This is a genomic window from Treponema sp. (assembly GCF_045641405.1).
In the GTDB taxonomy this organism is placed as follows: Bacteria; Spirochaetota; Spirochaetia; order Treponematales; family Treponemataceae; genus Treponema_D.
Window position 1 is genome coordinate 1 of record NZ_JAZUGX010000067.1, and the last position, 25,479, is coordinate 25,479.

General features: G+C 40.0%; 19 protein-coding genes. 7 read left to right on the forward strand and 12 right to left on the reverse strand.

Going from position 1 to position 25,479, the window contains the following annotated elements; translation table 11 throughout:
- Nucleotides 1-264: 264 nt before the first annotated feature.
- Nucleotides 265-1,410: a GGDEF domain-containing protein gene (locus tag ACKI39_RS10420; protein ID WP_407400268.1), complete on the reverse strand. Its 1,146-nt coding sequence runs from the start codon at nucleotides 1,408-1,410 to the stop codon at nucleotides 265-267.
- A 104-nt stretch (nucleotides 1,411-1,514) separates the two neighbouring features.
- Between ACKI39_RS10420 and ACKI39_RS10425 the strand changes: the two genes are divergently transcribed.
- The gene (locus ACKI39_RS10425) at nucleotides 1,515-4,535 is read left to right on the forward strand and encodes a glycoside hydrolase family 2 TIM barrel-domain containing protein (RefSeq protein ID WP_407400270.1); all 3,021 of its coding nucleotides are present in this window, start codon (nucleotides 1,515-1,517) and stop codon (nucleotides 4,533-4,535) included.
- Nucleotides 4,536-4,824: 289 nt separating this feature from the next.
- On the opposite strand, the gene ACKI39_RS10430 is transcribed toward ACKI39_RS10425, so the two are convergent.
- Together ACKI39_RS10430 and ACKI39_RS10435 are read right to left on the reverse strand one after the other, a co-directional pair.
- On the reverse strand, nucleotides 4,825-5,622 hold the full coding sequence (locus ACKI39_RS10430; RefSeq protein WP_318690830.1) for an ABC transporter ATP-binding protein: 798 nt from the start codon (nucleotides 5,620-5,622) through the stop codon (nucleotides 4,825-4,827).
- A 12-nt stretch (nucleotides 5,623-5,634) separates the two neighbouring features.
- Complete coding sequence (locus ACKI39_RS10435) at nucleotides 5,635-6,588, reverse strand: ABC transporter permease (RefSeq protein ID WP_407400272.1); 954 nt, start codon at nucleotides 6,586-6,588, stop codon at nucleotides 5,635-5,637.
- Nucleotides 6,589-6,786: 198 nt separating this feature from the next.
- On the opposite strand from ACKI39_RS10435, the gene ACKI39_RS10440 reads away from it, so the two are divergent.
- Genes ACKI39_RS10440 through ACKI39_RS10450 form a run of 3 tightly spaced genes read left to right on the forward strand, consistent with a single transcriptional unit; the run spans nucleotide 6,787 to nucleotide 11,319 of the window.
- Nucleotides 6,787-7,578: a helix-turn-helix domain-containing protein gene (locus tag ACKI39_RS10440; RefSeq protein WP_407400274.1), complete on the forward strand. Its 792-nt coding sequence runs from the start codon at nucleotides 6,787-6,789 to the stop codon at nucleotides 7,576-7,578.
- 34 nt (nucleotides 7,579-7,612) lie between these two features.
- Nucleotides 7,613-8,734, forward strand: a complete 1,122-nt coding sequence (locus ACKI39_RS10445; RefSeq protein WP_407400276.1) for a CapA family protein — start codon at nucleotides 7,613-7,615, stop codon at nucleotides 8,732-8,734.
- Complete coding sequence (locus tag ACKI39_RS10450; RefSeq protein ID WP_407400278.1) at nucleotides 8,725-11,319, forward strand: helicase-related protein; 2,595 nt, start codon at nucleotides 8,725-8,727, stop codon at nucleotides 11,317-11,319. Before ACKI39_RS10445 ends, ACKI39_RS10450 begins: the two co-directional genes overlap by 10 nt.
- A gap of 8 nt (nucleotides 11,320-11,327) precedes the next feature.
- On the opposite strand, the gene ACKI39_RS10455 is transcribed toward ACKI39_RS10450, so the two are convergent.
- Nucleotides 11,328-13,184 carry a TonB-dependent receptor domain-containing protein gene (locus ACKI39_RS10455; RefSeq protein WP_407400280.1) on the reverse strand — a complete coding sequence of 619 codons (1,857 nt, stop codon included), beginning with the start codon at nucleotides 13,182-13,184 and terminating at the stop codon, nucleotides 11,328-11,330.
- A complete protein-coding gene (locus ACKI39_RS10460; RefSeq protein WP_407400282.1) occupies nucleotides 13,184-13,813 on the reverse strand; it encodes a hypothetical protein in 630 nt (209 codons plus the stop codon). The genes ACKI39_RS10455 and ACKI39_RS10460 overlap by 1 nt, the downstream gene beginning before the upstream one ends.
- A 341-nt stretch (nucleotides 13,814-14,154) precedes the next feature.
- Here ACKI39_RS10460 and ACKI39_RS10465 point away from each other — a divergent pair, with 341 nt between their 5' ends.
- On the forward strand, nucleotides 14,155-14,574 hold the full coding sequence (locus tag ACKI39_RS10465; RefSeq protein ID WP_407400284.1) for a hypothetical protein: 420 nt from the start codon (nucleotides 14,155-14,157) through the stop codon (nucleotides 14,572-14,574).
- 6 nt (nucleotides 14,575-14,580) lie between these two features.
- Here the strand turns inward: ACKI39_RS10465 and ACKI39_RS10470 are convergent, their stop codons facing one another.
- The 4 genes from ACKI39_RS10470 to argJ form a co-directional block, all read right to left on the reverse strand.
- Nucleotides 14,581-16,086 carry a pallilysin-related adhesin gene (locus ACKI39_RS10470; protein ID WP_407400286.1) on the reverse strand — a complete coding sequence of 502 codons (1,506 nt, stop codon included), beginning with the start codon at nucleotides 16,084-16,086 and terminating at the stop codon, nucleotides 14,581-14,583.
- Nucleotides 16,087-16,123: 37 nt separating this feature from the next.
- Nucleotides 16,124-17,281 carry an acetylornithine/succinylornithine family transaminase gene (locus ACKI39_RS10475; RefSeq protein ID WP_407400288.1) on the reverse strand — a complete coding sequence of 386 codons (1,158 nt, stop codon included), beginning with the start codon at nucleotides 17,279-17,281 and terminating at the stop codon, nucleotides 16,124-16,126.
- 204 nt (nucleotides 17,282-17,485) lie between these two features.
- The gene (gene argB, locus ACKI39_RS10480) at nucleotides 17,486-18,388 is read right to left on the reverse strand and encodes an acetylglutamate kinase (RefSeq protein ID WP_407400290.1); all 903 of its coding nucleotides are present in this window, start codon (nucleotides 18,386-18,388) and stop codon (nucleotides 17,486-17,488) included.
- Nucleotides 18,389-18,460: 72 nt separating this feature from the next.
- Nucleotides 18,461-19,747, reverse strand: a complete 1,287-nt coding sequence (gene argJ, locus ACKI39_RS10485; RefSeq protein ID WP_407400292.1) for a bifunctional glutamate N-acetyltransferase/amino-acid acetyltransferase ArgJ — start codon at nucleotides 19,745-19,747, stop codon at nucleotides 18,461-18,463.
- A gap of 277 nt (nucleotides 19,748-20,024) precedes the next feature.
- Here argJ and ACKI39_RS10490 point away from each other — a divergent pair, with 277 nt between their 5' ends.
- On the forward strand, nucleotides 20,025-20,651 hold the full coding sequence (locus ACKI39_RS10490; RefSeq protein ID WP_407400294.1) for a formate/nitrite transporter family protein: 627 nt from the start codon (nucleotides 20,025-20,027) through the stop codon (nucleotides 20,649-20,651).
- 94 nt (nucleotides 20,652-20,745) lie between these two features.
- Here ACKI39_RS10490 and gltX read toward each other — a convergent pair whose 3' ends face one another.
- On the reverse strand, nucleotides 20,746-22,317 hold the full coding sequence (gene gltX / locus ACKI39_RS10495) for a glutamate--tRNA ligase (RefSeq protein WP_407400296.1): 1,572 nt from the start codon (nucleotides 22,315-22,317) through the stop codon (nucleotides 20,746-20,748).
- Nucleotides 22,318-22,630: 313 nt separating this feature from the next.
- Here gltX and ACKI39_RS10500 point away from each other — a divergent pair, with 313 nt between their 5' ends.
- The gene (locus tag ACKI39_RS10500; protein ID WP_407400298.1) at nucleotides 22,631-23,359 is read left to right on the forward strand and encodes an ABC transporter ATP-binding protein; all 729 of its coding nucleotides are present in this window, start codon (nucleotides 22,631-22,633) and stop codon (nucleotides 23,357-23,359) included.
- Between the two features lie 77 nt (nucleotides 23,360-23,436).
- Here ACKI39_RS10500 and ACKI39_RS10505 read toward each other — a convergent pair whose 3' ends face one another.
- A complete protein-coding gene (locus ACKI39_RS10505; RefSeq protein WP_407400300.1) occupies nucleotides 23,437-24,702 on the reverse strand; it encodes a hypothetical protein in 1,266 nt (421 codons plus the stop codon).
- A complete protein-coding gene (locus tag ACKI39_RS10510) occupies nucleotides 24,699-25,475 on the reverse strand; it encodes an outer membrane lipoprotein-sorting protein (RefSeq protein WP_407400302.1) in 777 nt (258 codons plus the stop codon). Before ACKI39_RS10510 ends, ACKI39_RS10505 begins: the two co-directional genes overlap by 4 nt.
- Between the last annotated feature and the right edge of the window lie 4 nt (nucleotides 25,476-25,479).

Sequence of the window (25,479 nt, forward strand, 5' to 3'; positions counted from 1 at the left end):
ATTGATACCATATATGATATTTCGTATTTTGGATATATAATCAGAATAATTATTTTTTTCGTATAAACAACTATCATTATGTACTACATATTTAGCTTGAGCAAAAATATTAAAAGACAATAAGAAAATTTGTAAACACAATATTTTTTTCATTAAATTTTCCACCTTTATTTTTTGGGTAATTTCCAATAATTATTGTGAACAAATGGATTTATTCGTAACCGCAAATTAAATGTATCCGCAAATTAAATTAACGCTTACTAATCACAATATGTCTTTAAGCAATTTTGTAAAGCTTTTCATATCGCCATCAGAATAAACCGTATATCCAAAACGCCCCTGCTCTTTTGTTGCGTAAAGGGCTTTGTCGGATTTTATCAATATGCTTTCATAATTGCATTCAGCATCGGAAGAAACCATCGCTATGCCAACACTGCCCTGGATGCCACCCATTCCGGCCTTTAATTTTACATTCTCATGAAGTTCGGTAAGAAGATTACGTGCAGCTTCCATTGCTTTCGTTTCATCTATGTGTGGAATGAAAAAAACAAATTCATCACCGCCAAATCTTCCAAGAACAGCTTCTGAATCGAAACATTTCTGCATGCACTCTGATACTCGAACAAGAACCTCATCTCCATAACTATGTCCATAGGTATCATTTATCAATTTGAATTTATCCAGATCCATCATGAAGAAGGCACCACCATTATTTGTCTCGGAAAGGTATTCTTTTATCTTTCGCTCATAGGCGGTTTTATTCAACAGTCCCGTAAGACCATCTATATCACGTTCCAATGCTATCTGTCTTTCTCTAACAAAATTCTTGACCTTAAGACTGCAGGTAGTTATTCCCAGCCCAACACCCATAAGCCAGCTAAAAACAACATCAACTACATCAACCACCAGAATCTTTGGACTTTTAAATTTAACCATCAAAACTATCGTTATGATCATCCAGCTGGTGGATACACTTGCAATTATAAGGGGACGGGATGTAAAAAGCATGGGAAGAATGGCAAGAAAAAGGCAGGCAGTAACAGCAAGATTATCATTTTGAGAAATTACGCCAATATATATTCCATATGAATATAAAAATATGTTGAAAAGCTGAACTGTAAATATAGTTGCAATGGGACTCTTTTTTAGAACTGTACAGCATAATGTGAATACTACGGCAACACCAAGACTTTCCAGCAAATAAAAAAATCTGTGCCCATAAAATGGTGATGCAAAAAATGACATGGTAAACATCAGCAAAAAGACAACCATCATCAGCAATGAGCTCATGAACAGAACTGTCAGATAACTTTTGTGAATCATCTTCGAAACATCTATCTTGTATGAATCCGGAGAATCAAGGTTAAACAGTTTCTTCTCTATTGGAGTCAACTTATCAATTTCAAACATAATATATATTGTATCACATAATTTCTAATTTATTGGCTATGTCCATAATTTTGTTGCAAAAAAAATTGATTTGCGTATTTTACAAGGTGAACTATAATGACCTTATGAATACAATCCGCAATATTTGGGAAAATCCAGAAATTCAATCCGTGAACAGGCTTCCAATGAGAAGTCCCCTTATTCCATATGAATCAAGTGCAAAGGCTGAAAAAGAAACAGCATCAGGACCAGTTTCGTGTCCTGCACCGTCTAGCAACTTTTACAAAAGCCTTGATGGAGAATGGGAGTTTGCTTTTTTTGATTCACCGCTGAAGACTCCAGGTGCAAAAACAAAATGGAACAAGATAAAAGTTCCTCTTTCATGGACCATGCAAGGATACAGCACCCCACATTACACAAATGTCCAGATGCCTTTTGACTGTGTTCCGCCTGCAGTTCCTGAAGAAAATCCAACAGGTTATTACCGACTTATTACAAAAGTTCCTGCAGCATGGAAAAACCGCAGAATAGTACTGCACATCGGAAGTGCTGAAAGCGTTGTAATTTTATACATAAACGGCAAGGAAGCAGGAGTTTCAAAGGACACAAGGCTGCCATGTGAATTTGAAATCAACGAATTCCTTACGCAAGACCAGTCTTCAGGAAAAGATGAATTTGAAATAACCATCAAAGTTGTACGCTGGTCAGATGCAAGCTACATTGAAGACCAGGACCAGTGGTGGTTCGGCGGAATCCATAGAAGCGTTTATCTATACTCAACAGAGAAAGTTTTTATCGCCGACGCTAAGGCTCTTACAAAAGTTGAATGGAAGGATAGATTACACACAGGAATTATTCCACTTGAAGTAACCTTGGGTTATTCTGAGTTCATGGGTTCAATCATAAAATCAAAGCAGTCTGAAACCGACAAAAAGAAATTCAAGATTGCCTACAAAATCTGCAAACTTGAAGGAACTCCTTTCAGGGGAACAGTCGGAAAGACAATAGAAAAAGGAACCCTTGATTGTTCCCTTGATGTCCGCAACACACTTTCCACTGCGACAAAAACCATAAGAATTAAGAACGCAAAACTTTGGAGCAACGAAACTCCAGAACTTTACCTGATTACTGTTTCCCTCCACGATGAAAAGCGCCACATCGAATCAACATCTTTCACCTGCGGTTTTAAATCAGTAGAAATAAAAGACAGAAAACTTCTGCTGAACAAAAAGAAAGTCTACATCCACGGAGTAAACCGACACGAACACAACGAGTACACGGCAAAAACTTTGACCACGGAAGAAATGGTTCAGGAAATAATTCTTTTAAAGAATTTCAATTTCAATGCGGTACGAACCTGCCACTACCCTGATGATGAACGGTGGTACGAACTATGCGACCGTTTTGGCATCTGGATTCTTAATGAAGCAAACATAGAAAACCACGGATATTACGATGTCATGAGCCGAAGCGAACAATGGCTTAACGCCTACATGCAGCGAACACAGAGAATGGTAAGGCGCGATAAGAACCATGCCTGCATTTTCGGCTGGTCCCTTGGAAACGAAAGCGGAAACGGACCTAACTTAATTGCTACAGGAAACTGGATCCGCGGATACGACAACACCCGTCTTGTACATTACGAAGGATTTGTAAGACCTGAAATTCACCAGGGAGACTTTACCCTTGAAAGTCTTGGTTTTGGAAAACAACAGACGGATTTTATCGGTCCCATGTATCCAACCATAGAGCTCATTAAAGAATATGCAAAGACAAGGGAGGACTACAGACCCATAATCATGTGCGAGTACAGCCACGCCATGGGCAACGCAAACGGAAGCCTTGCAGATTACTGGAAAGCAATAGAATCCACTCCAGGTCTACAAGGAGGCTTTATTTGGGACTGGGTTGACCAGGGAATTGCCGCAGCATCTAAAGATGGAAAGAAATACTGGAAATACGGCGGAGATTTTGGGGACAGTCCCTGCGACTATGACTTCTGCCTCAACGGTATTCTTTTTCCAGACAAGACTCCAAAGTCTGTCATGTATGAATGCAAGCGTCTTTTTGCACCCGTAAGAATCGAGCCGGTAGACCTTAAGAAAGGAATTTTTACCATTGAAAACAGATTTGACTTTTCAAAGCTCAATTTGATTTCTTTTGAATGGAATCTTTCCCTTAACGGAAGGCTTGCAGCCAGCGGAAAACAAAAGCTTGAACCTATTGAACCGGAAGAAAAGCAGCTTGTTGCAATTCCTCTTGCATCACTTCTCAAAGGCATCGCAAAGAAAAACGATGACATCCAACTAAACGCTATATTCCGATGGAACAAAGACACTCCTTTTGCAAAGAAAGGCGACATAGTTTCCATTGACCAGATTGAAATCCAGAAAGGAAAAGGCTTTGCAGATTTTGCAGACTTTGAAAGCAGCTGCGGAGACTGTACAACCGTACTGGATTCCATCAAGGCAAACATTGTCCATGCCTATACAGAAAATGAATGCGTCAAGAATAAGGTTTCTACGATAAATGACATTCCAACCCCATGGGATTTTGCAAACAAGCCTACAAAGGAATGGATCAACAACGACCTTATGAACCGCCAGGGAAAATTCGTAAAGGCATCCATAATCAAAAAAGACTGCGGCAAGTTTACAGATATCGAAATCAACCTTGAACTGTCAAAGAAAATCAGCGAATACCCAAGGGCTGGCATTACTCTGGAAATTCCAAGGGAGTATGATGAAATCATCTGGTACGGAAGAGGTCCCCACGAAAACTACAGCGACAGGAATTTCTCCGCTATAAAAGGATTCCACAGGGAAGAAATTGAAAGCATGGGAGTTCCTTATATTGTTCCACAAGAAAATGGTCTTAGGACCGAAACCAATTACATTGAACTTAATGCCGAGGGAAAAACATTGCACATCCAGAGCGATGAAGAATTCTCATTCAGCATTCTGCCCTACACCGTCCAGGAACTTTTCAGATGCAAACATACTTTCGAGCTTAAAGAAAGCAAGAAATGGATTTTAAGCATTGATGCAGCCCATCGCGGAGTTGGAACAGGAGCCTGCGGACCTGACACAAGGGACGAGTACAAAATAAAACCCGGCAAGTACAGGCTGCACCTCCGGGTCTGGTAATTTATTGAAATGCAATCGAAGTTTTCCACTATAACTTTTTGCATTTTTAAAATACGTTATCTTTGAAAGTATTCATTACGGATAGTACACAACATGTTATAAAAATACGAGAAGGAAGGTAGAGGATGGCAAAAACATTCGCAGGTCGGAACGCTTCAGAGCTCCAAGTCTTCGCTCTTCACCTTGCCGACCTGCGCATGTAGCGACGCTAGCTAGCGGTTTTGACAGACTCGGACTGACTGGTAGTATTTTTATATTTGTTTTTGAATCCTGTACGTAATGAAATATTTTAACTGAAAAGCATCCTGTCTGACAGGGTGCTACCTTCACCGCTAATGGTCTGGAACTTTGCAAGAAGATCTGCAACCTTAAGGTTTTTCTTTTCTTCTCCGCTTACATCGTATACGATATGTCCGTCAAGCATCATGATAAGGCGGTTGCCATACTGGATTGCATTGGACATGTTGTGGGTAACCATGAAAGTTGTAAGATTATCGCGTTCAACAAAATATTTTGTAAGTTCAAGAACCTTGTGTGCTGTCTTTGGGTCTAGGGCTGCAGTATGTTCATCAAGAAGAAGAACCTTTGGCTTCTGCAACGTTGCCATAAGCAAAGTCAATGCCTGACGTTGACCACCAGAAAGAAGCCCTACCTTTGCGTTCATTCTGTTCTCAAGACCAAGCTCAAGCAATGAAAGCTGATCCTTGTAGAGTTTTTTTTCTGCAGAGGTAATTCCCCATTTAAGACCACGACCCTTTCCACGTCTATATGCCAAGGCAAGGTTTTCTTCTATTTCCATTGTAGCAGCAGTACCAAGCATTGGATCCTGAAATACACGACCAAGATATTTTGCACGCTGATGCTCTTTTACATTTGTAATGTCCTCACCGTCAAGCACGATTGATCCAGAGTCTGGCATGTAGACACCTGCAATGTGATTGAGCAAGGTTGATTTTCCAGCACCGTTTCCTCCGATGACAGTAACGAAATCACCATCATTAAGGGTAAGGCTGATATCTTTAAGTGCTTTCTTTTCTGTAATGGTTCCAGGATTAAAGGTCTTTGAAATATGACTGATTGTTAACATTTCTGTCCTCCCTTAGGCTGCCTTTGAAACGGCTTTTTTAATTCCAAACTTCTGCTTGATTACCGGTACAGAAAGAGCGACCGCAACGACTACAGCAGAAAGAAGCTTAAGGTCCTGAGTCTTCATTCCCATCTGGAGAACAATGGCAATGATCACACGGTAAATGATTGAACCGAAAACAACTCCAAGGAGACACCACCAGAAGCCAAATTTCTTTCCGAAAATAACTTCACCGATTATAATGGAAGCAAGACCAATAACGATTGTTCCAATACCCATACTTACATCGCCGAACCTCTGCTGCTGCATTACCAAAGCACCGCTCAAAGCAACAAGACCGTTTGCAAGCATCAATGCAAGAATCTGCATACTGTCAGTGTTGATTCCCTGAGCACGGCTCATGGCACCGTTGTCACCTGTTGAACGGATGGCGCTTCCAAGTTCCGTACCAAAGAACCAGTAAAGAGCGGCAATGATTATTGCAGTATAAATGACTCCCACAATAAGACTTGCAATGGATGTTGCGCTTACTGGGAAAAGGTCACCAAGATTAAGGGCATTATTTACCCAATTGACCACAGTCTTATTTGCACGGGACAAAGGCTGATTAGGTCCACCAAGCACGTGAAGATTTATGGAATACAAGGCAAGCTGAACAAGAATACCTGCAAGAATTCCAGGGATTTTAAGTTTAGTCGTAAGGAAACCTGTAATAAGTCCTGCAAGGGAGCCTGCAACCGTAGCTACAAGAACTGCAATAAGTGGATTTACACCGCTTACGATAAGAAGAGCACAGGTACAACCACCAAGAGCAAAGCTGCCGTCTACTGTCATATCTGCAAAATCAAGAATCTTGAACGTAATGTAAACGCCAAGAGCCATTATTCCCCAAAGAATTCCCTGGGAAACAGCACCAAGCATGGCCCCAGAAAAAGGTACAATAAAATCCAAAAATGATTCAAACATAATGAACTATTTTACCATGAAATTCCTCTGAGGTATAGGAAAAAACAGTAAACCATAACAAATTTTAAAAGTCCGAAATACTTGACACAGGCTAAAGTGTATGCAATAATACCATCATCAGCAAAGGCGCTGGATACAGGAAATAACTGTCTCCAGTGCCTTTTTTTTTTGCTTTTTTTTGTTTCAGGAGGTTACAAAATGAAAAAGAGCTTATCCTATCTTGAACCGATTCAGCCTTTCTTTGAATTGAAGACAAACAACTTTTACCAGGACTGTGTGGAATCACAGGGAAAATACTGGTTCTATAGTTTTTCAAGCAAAAATAAAGCAGCCTCTAATAATGTAACCTTTTTGCCAGACGGATGTACAAACCTTGTAATTGCTTGCGGTAAATATTTTGAAGCCCACATGGTTTTCAACACAGTGGAAGCAGTTTCCTTTGAAATGAAGCCTGACACAGAATACTTTGCAATTCGTTTTGAACCTGGAGAAAATCCATTTTCCAAGGGTGATGAGATAAAAGCAAATGCAGGAAAAATCATTCCAGCAGAAACAGAATACCTTAAGGAAATCTATTCCCTCGTAACAAAGGAACCTTCTTTTGAACAGAGAATGACGGTAGCATCAGAATTCCTTCAGACAATCGAAACAAATTCTTCCACAAAAGAACTTTTCAAGCAGCTTCTTGACATCATCGTAGCAAAGAATGGGCTCATAAAGATCAGTCAGCTTGAAGAACTTGCAGGATATTCATCACGCTATATCAACCATCTTTTTGACATGAATGCCGGACTTAGCGCAAAGCAGTTCTGCAACATCATCAAGTTTCAACTTGTACTTGGAGAAATAAACAAAGGTCAGGGAAATTCTTTCTCAAAAATAGCAGCAGACTACAGATTCTATGACCAGAGCCACTTCATTCACGAATTCAAAGCTTACACTGGAATGACTCCGAGTGATTACAGCGAAGCAATGAAGATTGCGGGATAAGACTTTTGGTATTAAAATATATTCCGATACAATCATGAAAACGAAAGTTTTTCTTTTTATCGGAATATGTTTATTTTTATCCTCCTGTGCAAGCAATAGAGTTCAGCCTGAAATAAGATGCGAAAAAGAATTAAAATTGCTTTTTGCAGGCGACATAATGGCCCACACGGAAATCACGGAAGGAAACTACAGTTCAATTCTTGATGACTTAGAGCCTTTGATCCAAAATTCAGATCTTGCTTTTGCAAATTTTGAATCTCCAATAAATGATGGAATTCCACAGAGCAGCTACCCTACTTTCAACTGTCATTCTACATTCGCTGACAAAATCATTTCCTATGGATTCAATGTCTTTAGTCTGGCGAACAATCACACAAACGACTATCATCTGGAAGGAATAGAATCAACAAAAAAATATTTTGACTCCAGAAGCAAGCAAGGAATCTATTCTGCAGGATTAAAGAAATCGGAAAACGCACCTATTGAATTCATCACCATTGAAAAAAACGGCATAAGAATTCTGTTTGCCTCAGTAACGGAAGTCCTGAATTTCAAGACCTATCTTGGATACTTTGACTATCTTGAAGGCACAGACATAACAAGGGAAGCATTCCTCAACCAGATAAGGCAAGAAAAAAAATCTTCAAACTGCGACCTTTTGATACTTTCATTTCATACGGCGGAACCAGAATACATCCGCAGCATTGCGGAAAACAGCAAAAACTTCTATTATCTACTTATTGAATCAGGTGTGGATATTCTTTGGATCAACCATCCCCATATCTCAAAGGAATGGGAAATAATCCACACAAACGACAACAGGCAGAAGCTTATTTTTTATTCTGTTGGAAACACTGTCAGTTCACAAAGACGAAATCCTGATTTTAAAAGACCGGGCGCAGCATCTGAATTCAAGGGTGACAGTTTTCTCTTCAGTGTAAAAATTAAAAAGACAAAAGACGGTATATGGGTGGACACCCCAGCACCTACACTGATCACCACATATATCACGGAAAACAATGAGTTCCTCGTAAAAGAATTGAACGATGACCTCATAAAAAAATTGGAAGAAGACGGCAGAAAAGAATGGTCCTCCTTCCTTACCAGAAGAAAAGAATTAATGAACAAAATTAAAGGAAAAGATACATGGCAATAAACTACAAGGATTTACCAGTATATGCACAGAAAGAACGCATCCTTGAAACACTCAAAGAGAATCAGGTAATCGTAGTACAAAGTCCTACAGGTTCAGGAAAAACAACCCAGATTCCAGTCATTTTACATGAGGCAGGATATTCAGAAAACGGAGTGATAGCAGTCACACAGCCTAGAAGAATCGCAGCCTTAAGCGTAAGTGAATTCATTTCAAAGCAGCTCAAGACAAAGTATCCTGGACTTGTTGGATATAAGATGCGCTTTGAAGACAAGACAGACATAACCACCAAGATCAAGATCATGACAGACGGCATTCTTCTGCAGGAAATGAAACTGGATCCCTATATGTCAAAGTATTCAGTCATCATGGTGGATGAAGCTCACGAAAGAAGCCTGAACATTGACTTTGTCCTTGGACTCCTAAAAAGAGTACTTGCTGTCCGACATGATTTCAAGGTAATCGTCAGCTCCGCAACAATGAACGCAGAAAGCTTCAGCAATTACTTCGGTGGATGTCCTATTGTCACCATAGACACCCAGACATTCCCTGTTGCAATGGTCTATGATCCACCTGCCCTTAAAACAACGACAGCATCGGTAGAAGGCACAGAAGCATTGCTTTCAAAAATTGAAAAGACAATCGACCGTACCCTCGACAACAAAGGAACAGGTGACATACTTGTATTCCTTCCTGGTGAAAAAATCATCAAGGACTGCATGGAACGTCTTTACAACAGTACATTCAGAAACAAGATACATATAGTTCCATTGTACGGAAGGCTCCCAAAAGAGGAGCAGGAAAAGGTATTTGACAATGCACCGTTTGGAAAGAAAAAGGTTGTGTTAAGCACGAACATTGCAGAAACATCAGTTACTATCAACGGAATTACTACGGTAATAGACAGCGGTCTTGCAAAGCTGAATTTCTACAGCCCTAAGACATTTACTTCGAGCCTTAACGAAACTCCAGTAAGCAGAGCCAGCTGCAACCAGAGAAGAGGTCGTGCAGGACGTACCTGCGAAGGAACCTGTTACAGACTCTTTAGCCGAGAAGACTTTGACACACGTCAGGAATATACAACAGAAGAAATCTATAGAACTGATTTGAGCGAAGTTGTTCTCCGCATGGCAGAGCTTGGCATCACCGACTTTGAACAGTTCGACTTTATTTCTCCACCTGGCAAAGAAGGAATCATCGGAGCAATCAATACACTCAATATGCTCCATGCACTTGAAGGCGATGGATCCCTTTCTCCAACTGGAAAACTCATGGTGGAATTTCCTCTAGAGCCTCGTGTCTCAAAAATACTTGTTGAAAGCATCATGAGATACCCAGATGTTCTGGAAGAAGTAATAATCGCGGCCGCTTTCCTTAGCACACAGTCCCCTTTTGTACTTCCTGTCGGAGAGGAAATGGACGCAAGAATGGCACACCATTCCTTCAGAGATATACAGGGCGATTTTGTTACATATGTAAAGCTTTTCCGCACTTACATGAATCAACCGAACAAGGAGAAATTCTGCAAAAGAAGTTATCTTGATGAGCGCGTAATGGCAGAAATAGTAAACATCAAGGAACAGCTTGAAGAAATCATTTCAAAAAGACTTCAGATGCCTATCACAGGTGGAGGAAGCATGGACAACTACCTTTGCTGCATCGCAAGCGGAATGATTCAGTTTGTGTGCGTTCGCGAAGGTCGTGAAAACTACAGAAGCCTTACCCAGGATCACATCTCCATACATCCAGGCTCATCCATGTTCAAGACATTTCCTCTATATATCGTTGCTGGAGAAATTGTACGCACAAGCCGTATGTTTGCAATGAGCGTTTCTCCTTTGACAAAGAAGCTTCTTGAACAGATCGATCCAAATCTTGAACATGAACTTGCAAAATCCCGTGGCAACAAAGGAAAAAGCCTTACAGGAAACCTTGAATATTCAGGAACTACATTCCGAGACGAAAGCGAAAAGGAATCCAAAAAAGGGAAAAAAGACAGGAAATCAAAGAAAGAATCGGATTCTGAAAACACCATCACCCTCGGTGGAACCCAGTTTGAATTCAAGAAAATCAAAGGAAAGAAAACTGCACAGCTTCCTTGGAAATCCTTCAAGCCAGCCATCATCATGGAAAAAAATGAGAATCTTCTTGCCCAAATTGCAGGCATGAGAGGAACAATCCTTATGAACGGTGGCTTCAAACTCCTTGACGGTGAAAAAATGGAAATCATCATGAAGGCCGCAAAGACACTCAATCTTGAGCCTATCGATGAGAAATCATGGCCAAGAAAGATGAACATAAACATCCATGAAAACGATGCAATCCTTGAATTGATCCGTAATGTTGAATTCATAATGCGCATAACGATCGCAAAAAGCGCCTCAAAGGAATACGGATTCATATGTCTCTTTACGGATGGGAAAGGAACCTACTGGTTCAAGGTCTCAAGAGGTTTTGCAACTGCAATCAACGAAAGCATTTCTTCCCTTGAAAAGCTCATAGATGATGCAGAAGACAAGAACCTTGATGAAGCACAGAAAGAAAAGGTCAACATGGTCTACAGACTGTTAAGCAACATGTATGAATAAAACTTTGCTTAATTGCTGAATTTAACACCCAGTGTCACGGACGTTCCTGGCATTGGGTATTCTTTTATCTGGGTATACTGAACATCAAGGATATTGCTCCAAAGAACGAACGTCTCCCACTTTCCGTGAACCCATGTAAGCTTTGTGTCAAGATTGAAGTACTCAGATACAAAGTATTCATTACTGTTGTCCGTATATTTTTTTGAATTAAAAGAGAATACATTGCTCCATACAAAGCTATCAAATTTTAATTTTGCAGTAAGTCCAAATGTATGCTCAGGTGTATACATAATCTGATTTCCATCGACCGTGGAATCAGAAGTCAATCTAGCCCTGCAATAGGTATAGTTAAATCCAAGATTGAAGGCTCCAAATAAATCCAAGGAATCAAATGAAACATCAGCACCATAATTTGTTGAAGAACCGTAATTCAAAGGAACAAGCAATCCATTGGAAGAATTCTGCCATCCAATCTTGTCCTTATAGAAAATCAAATACGGTTTAACTGAAAAATAGAAGACTGATGAATATTCTGCACAAAAAATATAATGCAGGGAACTTTCGGGTTTTAGTTCAGGATTTCCCTTTCCTCCCCCTCCGCTATAATACAACTGCTGGAAGACTGGATTCGTAACATTCTTCAACGCTGTAACAGAAAAATTGTAATCCCTGATTTTTCTTGACACACTACCTTTATAGAGGAAATCAAACTTATTGGATACCCCAAAATAATTGACAGGCGTAGAAAAATCAAAGCCCCAATCACCGACAGCAAAATCAACCGATGGATTCAAAAATGCCGTAAACAAAGTATTCTCTTCTGTTCCAGAGTAGTTCTTAGAAGTCTGGCTGCTCCTGTCATAACTACAGACAAAAGAAATTCTATAAAACCCAAGAATACCTATCTCATTCTGAAAAGAAAAATTATTTATTTTATATTCATCTCTAGCCGAAGAAAATGCGGCATCTTTTGTATACAGCAAATCACTATATCTATAGGACGGTATGAATTTCAGATTGATTTTTTCAAAGGGAATGAAAACAGGAACTGAAAACCCTGTATTAAGATTTCTTTGATTTTCTTTTTTATAATAAGTACCGCTTTCCCTGCCGCAATTGGCATCCGACAAGGAAATGAAATTCTTAAATCCAAAGCTTGCGCCGTTATACCAGCATGGATTATATTCAAACAGAAAAGAATTGTTGACAAGAAATTTTTCATAACCATCATAGGCTTTTTCATATCCCGTATAGGATTTTGACAGATCGGTCCTTTCCGTTATATCCTTTGATCTGAAGCCAAAATGATTCTGATCATAATCTACAGAAGCACTGTCAGAAAAATACAATGCGCTTCCAGAATCAAGAAGCACAGGAGACGAAACAAAAGCCGTCGCCCGATTTGAATCTAAAACAGAGTTTAAATAAGATTTGCTTTGAACGCCAAAAGAATATCGGATTCCAGTATAATCGTAATACAAGGTTGTAATATAGATTGAAACACAGCCATTTACACTTGCAGTATCTATCACAATTTTCTTGATGACAGAATAGTCAAGACTGCTCCAATCAAAATAGCCTGTATTGGGATCGTTCATAAGAATCTGATCCACATACACTTTTACAGATGCATTCCAAAAACCATGAAATGTGGATTCATTGTTTGTTCCTTTAAATGAAAACCCTTCCCTTGCCAAGGCCTCTTCCATGGTCTTATGATCCTTAAGCTTTTCCTCATCAAGAACAATCGTAGTTGAAGGATTCCTTGACGAAGAAACAACCGTTACGATGGACGGAAGTTCTAGATCCTGTGCAAAAAGAGAAAATGAGATTGCAAATGGAAGGATTTTCTTCAGTAGAAACATTACTGCTTTGTTACGCCTGAGCGTGCTTCAGTCCAAGAAGCGGGAGCAAAATAATCATTGTTATTAAAACCAAATTTTTCGATGGCATCAGCAAGATCCGAAACATCATTCAGTGCATTATTATATCCACCTTCAAATAATGCAGACGAGCCAGATTTAAGTTCAAATTTCACTCCATAATAGCAATTCTTTGTCGGACTACCATATTGACTTAAAAGAGCTTTAAAAATAAGAACCCCAGATTTTTTATCTTTATCATTATAAACAACATAAATTTTTGAATAATTCGTTTTACTCAAATAATGATAAGTATTCCAAGGCTCATATCCATATTCCTTATATCCTTCTGGACAGATAGGGTTTTCACTAGGTTTTGACATAGCGTCACAATTGGAAACCATAGCATTATAAAAACAATTCTTTTCTATTACAAAGTAACCTGCATTTCCAATCCAAGTTCCACAGATAGGATCATTAGCTTCAAGAACATTGATAGACCCAAACAAGACAATCTTTTCATTTTCTGCATCATTAATTTTACATCCAACAAGACCACTACAAATAAAAAGGGAAATGACTGCGCCAAAGACCATTGCGCAGACCTTAAGAGAAGAGCGTTTAATACGCATAGCATGCTCCAGCGGCAGGAGCGCTCCACCACTAAATAAAAGTTAACCTTTCATACGAAAGGCATGAAGCCAAAGACTCCGCGTTCACCAAAGTTTCCTGGGTCATGGCAATATCATCCATCTTCCCAGCAAAGCCAGTGATGCATAAAGCCAGATGATATTTTTCCTAATGCCTAAACAATAAAACAAAAAGAACCACTTACAGTTGAGCGTCCACCTCTGGTTTTTAACCAGATTCCATTGAAATGAACAGGGAGATGATAGCAAAAAAAGTTGAAAAAATAAACATAAATTCGTAGATTAAATTCATGAAAAAACTGTTTTTACCTTCTGTACTATCTATGATTTTTCTAACAGCTGGATGTATAAGCATTCCTGCGGATAGAATCTATCTTTATGACAGCAATGATACAGACTCTGTATATGAAATTAATTTCAATGGTCCATTGGAAAACACAGAGCACACAATGCGTCTTGAACTGTTGAATCCAACACAATTTGAAAACACTTCAGGAATAAAGGCTGGAATCAAAAATTCCACTGACAGCCTCTTGAAAATAAGAATATACCTTGAGGATGAAAATCTGAAGGTGCTATCACTTTCCGAGGCTAATTCAATCGCCGAAAACGATGAAAAAGTCATTTATTTTGAGATAAATAATCTTTTTGAAAATGAGGAAGCAGCATATCTGACATTCTGCATTGAAGGAACTGCAACTGCAGGAGCCATATCCATCGAAGCTATTGAAGCTGTAAGATAGACAAGGCTATTCTTTTTCTGCAATGGCAGTAAGGACAACAGCCCTTTGGTCAATCGCAACCATTCCATCCGCATAGATTTTAAAAGGCTGCATTGAATAGGTTTTTCCTTTGTCCTGATTCTCTTCAACGGTTACCTTATAGACACCCGTAAAGAAAGCTCCATCATTCTTCTGGGATCGGAACTGAACCATATTGTCTTCACGAGTTCCATTCCAGGAATAGCTGCCTTCATCAGAAACACCGTCACCTGAAACTGAATATTTGCCGCCTGTAAATTTGACCACATAGCCTTCAGATGTCTTCCATGATTTTATTTTTTCAAGTTCAAGGGCAATTTCGTTGCTGACTTTCTTTGACTTGAGCTTTGTTTTATAGAGATTTTGATTTGTTTTTTTGTAGTCTCCATCCCATTCTGTGCTTTCGCTGATCCTCATGCGGACATCATCCTGAATGCGGATATGGATTTCTTCAGTAGACTTCAATGAAATATCGACACGGCGCTTAAGGTTTTCAATTTCCTGATTGATTGTTGAAAGATACATCCCGTTTCGGCGTATGTTGCTGTGTGCCCATATATAGACTTCTTCTTTATCATCCTTAAAGAAAATGATTTCCTTGGAAGCATAATTAAAGAAAATATAGCGGACACCACTTCCATCACTTTCATTGACATACCAAAGTCCTTCGAGAAAATTTGCAAATGTCCCGACAGTTCCGTCCTGAATCTTTGCAAGCTCCTTTGCAGCTATTCGACTGCCAGCAACGCGAAGAGTTTTTGTCTTTACATATTTTTTTTCATCATTGTTCCATTCATACTGAACCTGCAGCTGATCGGTGCTTTTTTCATTTTCTGTATCAGTAGTATATACCCAGATTGGGAAACTGGTTCCATTAGCCTTAGATCTTTCATAGGCATCATAACGGTCCATCTGCTGGATGAAGATTGTTCCATCTCCACGAAGATCTGCAATCTTTGACAGACGGAAATATCCCGTAGCGCTGGAATAAAAAACATGATATGCCTTAAGGATAGAATCCCCATTTTCCGCAAACCCCTGATAGACAAGGGCGTTTCTATGGTCACCGCTCAAATCTATTCCAGTATATGAAAAAGTTTGAACCTGTATGATTTCTGTTGTAAGCTCCGCCTTTCTTTCGTAAGTGGAAGTATCTTGATTGTACATACCTACTATAAGGGCAATATAGGGACTGTCCATGGTCCTGACGGCATTTACCTGATCATCTAATCCATCACCGTCAAAATCCATACTTACGATGCTAAGGAGAGTTTCATTGCTATGAAGGGGAATTAAAGAAACCATAGCTGAATCATCATCTTCAATTGAAACATTCTGCACTGAGGTCTGAGATTCAGCATTTGATTTTGGAATGACAACAGAAGAAGAAACTATCGTCTCCTCTTCCTTATATATATATCGTTTTGCAATAACCACAGCGAGAACTGCGGCGGTCGCAAGAATCAGCAAAGCAAGTGTAATTTTTTTCTTCATTGCCCTATTTTACTAATTCTTGCATTGTCGCACAAGGCTATGCTGTAAGAACTTCCTTAAGGATCGCAAGACCTGTATCAATTTCTTTCTTTGAAATATTCAAAGGAGGAACAAAACGAAGGACATCATCGCCTGCAGTTGAGAAAAGAAGTCCCTTTGCAAGGCAAGCCTTTTCATATTCAACAGGATTTGATTTTACCTGAACACCTATTACAAGTCCCATACCACGAACTTCAACCACACATGGAAGATTCCAGCTCTTTATGGTTTCGCGGATATAGTTTCCCTTTTCATTTACAGAATCCATGAAACCAGGCTTTGTAAGTTCATCAAGAACAACATTAGCGGCACTACAAGCAAGAGGATTTCCGCCGAATGTAGACTGATGGTCACCTGCAGTAAACACATTACCCTTTCCACGCCACATACAGGCACCCATTGGAACACCACCAGCAATAGCTTTGGCAAGTGTTACAACTTCAGGTTCAACACCGTAGATGTCAGAGCACAAAAGGCTTCCGCATCTTCCCATACCAGTCTGAACTTCATCACAGATTACGATGGCACCTGCATCGCGGGCTGCCTTGGCACATGCCTTTGCCCATTCCTTATCAAGCGGAAGAACTCCACCTTCGCACTGAACAGGTTCAAACATAACGGCAGCAGTTGTTTCATCAAAAGCAGTCTTGAGGACTTCAAAATCATTTGGCTCAAGATACTTAAAGCCATCAACATAAGGACCAAAGCATTCAGGATGGAACTTGTCCTGTCCTGTAGCAGTAAGAGTTGTAAGAGGTCTACCGTGGAAAGATTTCTTTAATGTAACGATAGTCCTTCTTTTTTCACCGCCGTTTAGCCAGCCGTATTTTCTTGCAAGCTTGATGGCACATTCATTTGCTTCAGCACCTGAATTTCCAAAGAAGACTCCCTCAAATCCTGTAGCCTTCAAAAGCTTTGCAGCATATTCATTGCCGATATCACTTGTGAAGTAATTGCAGATATGAATCTGCTTCTTTGCCTGTTTTGCAACAGCCTTTACAAGGGGCTTATAGTTATGTCCAAGACAATTGACAGCAATACCAGCAAGAAAATCAACATATTTCTTACCATTCACATCTGTAAGAATTGATCCCTGTCCTTTAACAAAAGTAACATCAAAGGATCCATAATTATTCAATATTTGTTTGTTTCCCATAGTAATTTCCTTTATAAAACGCCACGGATGGCTCATCATCCATTATTCTACGAGACTAAAAGCCTTTTTTGCGCCATGGACGGCGCACATAAAAAAAACAATTAGACCCGCGAGTTTCAATGCTTTTTTGCGAAGCAAAAAACAGACGCAGACTGCGGCTGAATTGAAACTCGTCACTAAAAAAAATCCAAGGATGGATTTTTTTTAGTAAATCATTGTTCCTATACCACGGTCACTGAACATTTCAATCAGCAATGAATGTGGCACGCGACCGTCGATGATGTGGGTTCTTGGAACACCACCGTTACGAGCAAGAAGACAGCATTCAATTTTTGGAATCATACCACCAGAAATGATGCCATCGTCAAAATATTTCTGCACATCGTTCAAATGAATTCGCTGGATAAGGCTTGAAGGATCATTCATATCTTTCAATACACCAGGAACATTTGTAAGCTGAACAAATTTTTCGGCTTCAAGGGCAATGGCAATCTTGGCAGCGGCAGTATCAGCATTGATGTTGTATCTTACATTTTCCTCAGTTTCACTCAAGGCAATTGTCGAAACAACAGGAATTGCTCCTTCATTGAGAAGGCTCTGAATGATCTCTGGATTTACCTGTGTCACTTCACCGACAAAACCGTAGTCAACGCCGTCACCCTTATCAAGCTTCTTTGCACGGATGAGGCCACCGTCAGTACCGCTTAAGCCAACAGCCTTTCCTCCCTGCTGAACAAGCATTCCGACGATGCCCTTGTTGAGTTTTCCAGCAAGTACCATCTGTACGATTTCCATTGTTTCTTCATCTGTATAGCGAAGCCCATTTATAAACTTGGATTCCTTTCCAACCTTTTCAAGCATTGCATTGATTTCAGGTCCACCACCGTGAACGAGAACAACCTTGATGCCTATTGTATTGAGAAGGACAATGTCTTCCATAACATAACGCTTAAGGTCTTCGTTAAGCATTGCATTTCCACCGTATTTAACAACGACAGTCTTTCCAACCCAATGCTTAAAGTATGGCAAAGCCTGAACAAGAACGCTTGACCAGGTATCACTATCCAACCTTGAATTTATTTTGCCAACTGTATTTTCATCTGCCATTTTTTTATCTCCTTCAAAAACAATTCATAATTTATAATTTATAATTCTGAATTGAAAATATAAAGCAATTTTCTAGCTTCTGTAATCCCCGTTGATCTTTACATAATCGTATGTAAGGTCACAACCCCAGGCTGTTCCTTCGGCTTTTCCATCCTGAAGTACAACTTCAATTTCAACAGCTTCTTCTGCAAGAATTGCAGTCGCCTTATTTTCATCAAAAGAAAGCCCTACACCGTTGTGGACAACTTCGATTTTTCCGCCGCACTTGTCACAGCCGCAAACCTGGAACTTTTCTTCTTCTGGAGTATCAAAATATCTTTTTGAACCCTTTCTGCTTGAGAAGTAAACGCAAGTTTTATCAGGATCAAATTCAAATCCACTGTATCCCATGGCGCACATGATTCTTCCGCAGTTTGCATCGCGACCGAACATGGCAGCCTTAACAAGGTTTGACTTGATGACATACTTTGCAAGACCGCGAGCTGTTTCAACATCCTTTGCACCTTTTACAGTACATTCAACAAGATGACTTGCTCCTTCGCCGTCTGCAGCAATCTTCATAGCCATCTGTGTATTGAGAACATTCAATGCCTTTAGGAATGCATCATAGTCAGGTCCTTCAGAAACAATTTCTGCATTTCCAGCAAGACCGTTTGCCATGATTGTAAGAGTATCGTTTGTAGACATGTCACCGTCAACAGAAACACAGTTGTAAGTTCCTTTTACAGTTTCCTTAAGTGCCTTGTCCAGCATTGCAGAAGAAATTGCACAGTCGGTTGTTACAAACGAAAGCATTGTTCCCATGTTGATGTGGATCATTCCGCTTCCCTTGCACATGGCACCAATGTGAACTGTCTTTCCACCGATTTCTGTTTCAACAGCACATTCCTTGTACTGAGTATCAGTTGTCATGATGGCAGTTCTTGCTTCCTTATGTCCTTCTACAGAAAGTCCAGCCTTAAGCTTGTCAAAGTTTTCTTCAATTTTTTCTACAGGAACATGCTGTCCAATGATACCTGTAGAGCATACAATTACATTCTCAGGAGCTATGCCAAGACCTTTGGCAGTAAAGTCGGCCATACGGAGTGCATTTTTATAGCCTTCTTCACCTGTACATGCATTGGCAAAACAAACATTACAGATTGCAGCCTGCATTTTTCCGCCAGCAATATTCTTCATCGTAAGCTTTACACATTCAGCCTTTACACGGTTGCTTGTAAAAATTCCTGCTGCATTGCACATAACTTCACTGTAAACAAGGGCAGTATCATTTGTAGTTCTTGAAGCCTTAAGACCGCAGTGAATTCCGTTTGCTGTAAATCCTTTTGGAGCACAAACTCCACCGTCAATAAAATGCATAAATATACACTCCTTTTGCATTATTTTGCATAAATATACCACTATATAAAATATTATTCAACAATATACAATAAAATATGAAAATACTACCAGTCATTTCGTGTCTGCCAAAATCGCTCCATATGTCGCTACACATGCAGGCCGGTATGGAAACTATCATTCCGACCTGCAAGCGTTTTTGTCATCCCCTACATTCCTTCTCGTATTTTCATATATCATTTTTAGATGTATAAGAAAATTGCATTTTTTATTTCATCTCTATATAATGTTTTTTACTATGAAAAACATCATTAACATTTTGGTTCGTGCATTTTTGACCGGTATTGCCATCGGAATCGGTGGTGCTGTTTTTTTAAGCTGTGAAAGCAAAGTTGTAGGAGCCTTCCTTTTCGGAACTGGACTTTTCACAATCCTTACTTTCGGATTCTATCTTTACACAGGTAAGGTTGGATATATCGTTGAAAACAAGCCAAAATACATTGGTGAAGTTGCCCTCATCTGGCTCGGCAATTTGATTGGTACCTTCGTATTTGCAAGACTCCTTCTCCTTACACGCGTTGCAGGGATTTCAGCAAAGGCAGCAGCAATGTGCGAAGTTAAAATGAACGACAGCCTTGTGAGCCTTTTTGTACTTGCAATCTTCTGCGGTATGCTCATGTTCATTGCAGCAGACGGATATAAAAAAATCAGCCATGAAACAGGAAAATGCCTTGCAATCTTCCTTCCTGTAATGGCATTCATCTTGAGCGGTTTCGAACACTGCGTTGCAAACATGTTCTATTTCAGTCTTGCAGATGCATGGACAGTAAAGAGCTTTGGATACCTTCTCGTAATGACTCTTGGCAATGCAGTTGGCGGAATGTTGATTCCTCTCTGTAGAAAAGCAATGGTTGAAAACAAGTAGATTCCAGCGGAATAAATCGTTAAAAAAAATTCAAGCATAAAAAAAAGACCGTCTGAAACTTCAGGCGGTCTTCCTGTTTTAAAACCTTTTGGATTTAGAAAGCTGCAAGTGTTCTTTCAACACGGGCAACAGCACGTTCCTTTCCAAGAATCCAGATTGAACCAATAAGTGGAGGCGAAACCTTTGATCCTGTAACAGCCATGCGGACAGGCATCATGAAGTCACCAAGCTTGATTCCAAGTTCTTCTGCATACTTCTTTGCAAGTTCTTCTGCTGCTTCATGCTCCATTCCGAAGATTTCTGCAACATAGTCCTTAGCCTTTACAAGAACTTCCTTTGTCTTTGCTTCGTCAAGCTTCTTTGGAATGATGTTTTCCTTTGCAGGAACAGCTGGTTCTGTAAAGAGGAAGTGAACCATTTCTGCCGCATCAGAAAGGAAGTGAAGTCTTTCCTTGATGAGTGGCATCAAAGCCATAAGCTGCTTCTTAACGTCTGCTGAAGACATATTCATTGAAGCATCAACACAAGCTGGTTCACCGTCAGCACCGAGGGAAACGCCAGAGAATTCTGGACCAACCTTTGGCTTTGGCTGTGGATTGTCAGGGTTGATTTCAAGAGTAGCATCACCTGTACCTGTAATGAATGGGAGTACCCACTTGTAAAGTTCTTCATCAGTAAGGGCACGGATATACTGGCCGTTGTACCATTCAAGCTTTTTGTAGTCAAAAACAGCAGGAGCCTTGTTAAGGTGTTCAAGACGGAACTTCTGTCCAAGTTCTTCAAGGGTGTACATGTCGCGTCCGTCGTCATAAGAACAGCCAAGGAGAGCAACATAGTTTACGATTGCCTGTGGAAGATAACCGCGGGCACGGAATTCATTCAATGAAGTTGAACCATGGCGCTTTGAAAGTTTCTTTCCGTCGCTTCCGTTTACCATTGGAAGGTGGCAGAATTCAGGATGCTCCCATCCAAAAGAACGGTACATCTGAACGTGCAATGGAGTAGATGGAATCCATTCCTGTGCACGCATAACATGAGAAACCTTCATAAGGTGATCGTCAACGATGTTTGCAAGGTGATATGTAGGGAATCCATCGCTCTTTAGCAAAACTGGATCTGGAGAAATATCTTCGTTATTCCATTCAATGTCACCAAGAAGATGGTCTGCAAACTTTGTCTTTCCCTCAAGAGGTACCTTAAGGCGGATTACGTATGGCTTTCCTGCATCAAGATTTGCCTTTACTTCTTCTGCAGTAAGGTGACGGCAGTTACGGTCATAACCTGGAGCCATCTTGTTTTCTGTCTGAATCTTGCGGATGCGTTCTAGACGTTCTGCATCACAGAAACAATAGTATGCTTCACCGTTTTCAATGAGCTGCATTGCATATTTCTTGTAGAGTTCAAAGCGTTCTGACTGAACGTAAGGACCGTATTCGCCACCCTTTGAACCGCCTTCATCCCAATCGATTCCAAGCCAGTCCATTGTATCGTAAAGGTTCTGAACATATTTTTCATCGAAACGAGTACGGTCTGTATCTTCAAGACGAAGAATGAATTTTCCCCCCTGTGAACGGGCATAAAGATAATTAAAAAGCGCAGTGCGCACACCACCAATGTGCTGCATACCTGTCGGCGACGGAGCATAACGAACTCTTACATCAGACATATAAATCCCCTAATAAATAAAATACAACAAATATATAAACTAAACCATTCCGTCGCCGTAGCGACAGGAGGTCGCGTCTAACAGTTTAGCTGAGCAGCCCGTCAGTTTATGCAAAGCAGAAACTGATCAGCTTGCGGAGACATGGACGTCGAAGCAAGATGACATATCGAACTCTTACATCAGACATATAAAAACCTCATAAATAAAAATACAAGTAATATATAAACTACGAGACCTATCGCCGTAGCGACAGATAGTTGCGTCATTTTACTGTTTTATTGCTTTTTTTTCAATGATTAACTAAAATGGAAGAATGAGTTTGATTGAGTTAAAAAATATCTGCAAAAATTATCAGATGGACAAGGTTATCGTAAAGGCCGTTGACAATGCTTCCTTCAAGATTGAAAAGGGAGAATTTGCAGCCATATCAGGACCATCTGGTTCAGGAAAATCTACTCTTCTCAACATGATCGGTCTCATTGATCTTCCAACAGCAGGAACCCTTCTTCTCAATGGAAATGACATCTACAGGGACACAAAACTTTCAATCAATACAAAGCTTGGCGTAAAACTGGACAATGAACTTACAGTCCTTCGTCGTCAGAATCTTGGTTTCATCTTCCAGACCTTCAATCTCATACCAGTACTCAATGTTCGTGAAAACATTGAGCTTCCACTCACATTGGGCTCAACAATCGCTACAGAAACAATGAATAAAAAGGAACTTTCCGAATGGATTGATTTTCTTGTAGATACAGTTGGACTTTCTGCATGGAAGTCACACAAGCCTTCAGAATTAAGCGGTGGACAAAGACAGCGCGTCGCCATTGCCCGTGCCCTCGTAACTAAGGCACCTGTAATTCTTGCCGACGAGCCAACAGCCAACCTTGACTCAAAGAACGGAGACCAGATTCTTGAGTTAATGAAGAAGTTAAACAAGGAGCTTGAAACAACCTTCGTCTTCTCTACCCACGACTCAAAAATCGTCGAAATGTCGGATCATGTAATCAAGATTTCAGACGGAAAGATCCTTTCTGCCTGAGAATTGAGTTTATGGAGTCTCTAAAAATTGCAACTTTTAGAGATGTCCTTTAATTTAGTCAAAAATTATTATCATTATTAGTAGTCTATCTTCAACTGCATTACGGAAGCAAGTCTGACCTTGTAAAGATAAGGCTTCTTTTCTGGATCGTAGAAGAATTCAACTCCATTCTTCCAGTCAACATGAGGAAGAACCCTTGAGTTTATGATACCTACTTTTACCCAGCAGTTTTCTCCGCTGTTCTTTTCATATTCATTCACAAGAGTCTTATCATAGTAGTAGGTGCTGTCATGTCGCCACTGAATGCCAAGCTTAAGGTTCTTTTTTGGACCAATTCTTCTAAAACCAAGATCCATTGCCATCTTCAAAGTGTTTTTCTTGGTCTCATAGCTATACATATCCTGCATTTCGATATTAAGCCCTGCATTATCCCAAATTCGATAGAACCCACCAGTAAAGATGTTTCCGATCACCTTGTCATCCACACCACCGATTTGAACAGTATTCTGAGCATAACAGTCATATTCAAAGAATGTTTTTTTAGCCTCTACGCCAAGAACATTGGAAATTCCACGTCCGTTGCTTACATCAAAAGTGTATTCACTAGGAGCGGTCCTTCTACCATAAAAATTGATGGAAGCCTGCCAGAAGGTGAATTCAAGGGATCCCGCAAAGGAAATATCCTCAAACTTAGGATTGTTCTTTGTATTGTTCTTCTTGTTTTTATCAGATTCTGGATTATATAGAGCAATGGCTGTAAATGTCATGAAATTATAAGGAACCGTAATCGCACCTGATGCACAGGTTTCACTGTCAGCTACGATATTTGTGGTAAGTCGCGACTGCAAGCCATAGTCATCCTCATTGTTGAAAATACGGACATAACCCCAGTTATGGATCTTTTTACCAGCAGACACAAGACAATACTGGCTAGCCATGTAATCAAAATAGATTTCTCGAAGGGTCGCCCATTCAATAGGGAAAAACTGAGTACGGACGGTACCATGCATTGCAAAGGTCTCATCAGGACGAGAGACAAAAGAAAGGTCATTCTTGAAGCTGAAATATTCCGACATGTAGCATCTTTTATCACCATCACCGATTTCACCGACACGGCTGTTAAAACAAAGACCTAGTTCTGAATCAAGATAACCATAGAATTTAATAAGGGAATTATTGTCGGCGCCAGTGTTCTCACCGGCACCATGAATCATGTCGTTTTCTTCCGCAGTGATATCCTGTGCATCATCAAAAATCGAATCAAAATCATCATCCGCATCCGTTTCCTGTCCGAAGACCAATGCACCTATAAAGAATAATACTACAAGAAGACTTTTTTTCATTTTGCACTCATCATTTCCAGATACTGCTTGGTGTATACAGTAGCTGCCTGTGATGCAAATGAAACATTTGTAACTGTAACCTGAGTTCTTTCATACTGAACCTTATCACCGATCTTTTTTCCACGAAGGTTGTCGGTAATAAGCATTTTTGATGGGACAAATGTCTCTTTGCCCTTTTCAGTAACCTTTTGATATGATGGAACTGCAGTTGTTCTCAAAAGCTGTCCAGAAAGACTGTAGTCTTCCTTTTTGCGCACAAGGCCGTCATCTGTAACCCAGAGTTTCAGCATTGGATAATCAACATTATCAGTTTTTGCCTTTAATGTAAATAAAACACAGTCAAACTTACCAAGTTTCACATTTTCAGTATTTTCAATCTTATAATCACGATAATAGTGCTGCGGAGTGAAATCTGAATTATTTGCATTGGAGCCCTGGAATTTATCCTTTGCACTTGTAAAAGTAAAACGCTTGTCCGCTGGATCATAGAACCAGATGGTATTGTCAAACTGAAGGTATCCCTTGCCCTTTTCCTTTTCAGGACCATTCACAAGGATAACCCACTTGGATTCATCATCACGACGGTACATTGTAGCTTCTGTATTGCTTTTTCCCTGTCCAGGTTTTTCCTGAACGATGGAATAATTTGCCTTGAAGTCCCTTCCATAAAAAGCGGTCTGATCTTCAGCCTTTTTAAGAAGATCTTCATTGGAGATGGCAAACGCACATACTGAACTTATTGCTGCGATAGTAAACAAAACAATCTTTTTCATAAGC